This is a genomic window from Parasediminibacterium schistidii (assembly GCF_046546515.1).
Classification (GTDB): Bacteria; Bacteroidota; Bacteroidia; order Chitinophagales; family Chitinophagaceae; genus Parasediminibacterium.
The window spans coordinates 1-1,005 of record NZ_JBKHKJ010000089.1 but is presented as its reverse complement, the minus strand read 5'-3'; the positions used below and the strand labels follow the sequence as shown (position 1 = coordinate 1,005).

Below are 1,005 nucleotides of genomic sequence, written 5' to 3'. Positions count from 1 at the left end.
TAGAATTAGGTATTTTGAACGCACGGCACTATTAAATCAACGTAAATCTTAGGGACTGCGTTCATAAATTTAAATATTATCGAATTAAATATAGACACCCTGGCATTCCTTGAGTTGAACCTGAAAACATACTCGTCAATATAAGTCTGCAGGTAGGAAGGCTTGCACTTGTGGTGTGTTCCCCTTAGCCAAAGCTTAAAGCACATGATTTGTTTATGGAGTTGGTCAAGGGACGCCCCCTTTTCTGACTTTGTCATTTCAATATCCCTGCCCTCTTTTTTGAGCTTCCCGTATGATTTATGCTCATCGGTTTTTATTTTAGCATTTGTTGCTACCATGCTGTCCATTCCCAAGCCTATAATGTCTGCCTTGAAGCTCTCTATTACCTCCATCCTGATATTGCCAGTCTTCCCGCCGCCTATATCCTCCACGGCTATCAATACCGCTGTTTTTTCTTCCAGGCTCCTTCCCACGCAACCCTCAGAGTAGCCACCAACAAGGGTTTCATCCACTTGCACGTCCCCTTGCAGCTTCGCTTGGCTTTCTTGCACCATCGCATTTTTTATCTTCAGCTTGAACTTCCAAGCCGTTTTCTGTTGTACCCCAACCTCGGTTGCCAGTTCTACTGACGACATCCCTTTTTTCTTGCACACAGTACGGAAAATCAGGTGGAATGCCTTTAAAAGCGGCATCCGCACGCCATGGAATAACGTGTTGCAGGTAACACTTTCATCGTACTTGCAGTTGCTGCACCGCCTATGCAAGCTAGTCCTGCCTTTTATACCTGAAGTGCACCCGCAAACAGTGCACACATAACCACCTGCCCACTTGATGGAATAAAGGTACTCAGCACAATCCCTATTATTCCTGAATTTCTTGCCAAAATCAATCCCACTTAGCCCTAAAAACAAGCCATCCATAACTACTATATTTAGTATAAATATACTAAATTATATAGTATAAACGGCCTTTTATATTGCAATGAGGTCAAAATACCTAATTCTA

Annotated in this window: 1 protein-coding gene; it reads right to left on the bottom strand. The window is 42.8% G+C overall.

Features of this window, described 5'->3' with window-relative positions; translation table 11 throughout:
• Positions 1-5: 5 nt before the first annotated feature.
• The gene (locus tag ACHFIY_RS19275; RefSeq protein WP_410847763.1) at positions 6-920 is read right to left on the bottom strand and encodes an IS1595 family transposase; all 915 of its coding nucleotides are present in this window, start codon (positions 918-920) and stop codon (positions 6-8) included.
• Positions 921-1,005 lie beyond the last annotated feature (85 nt).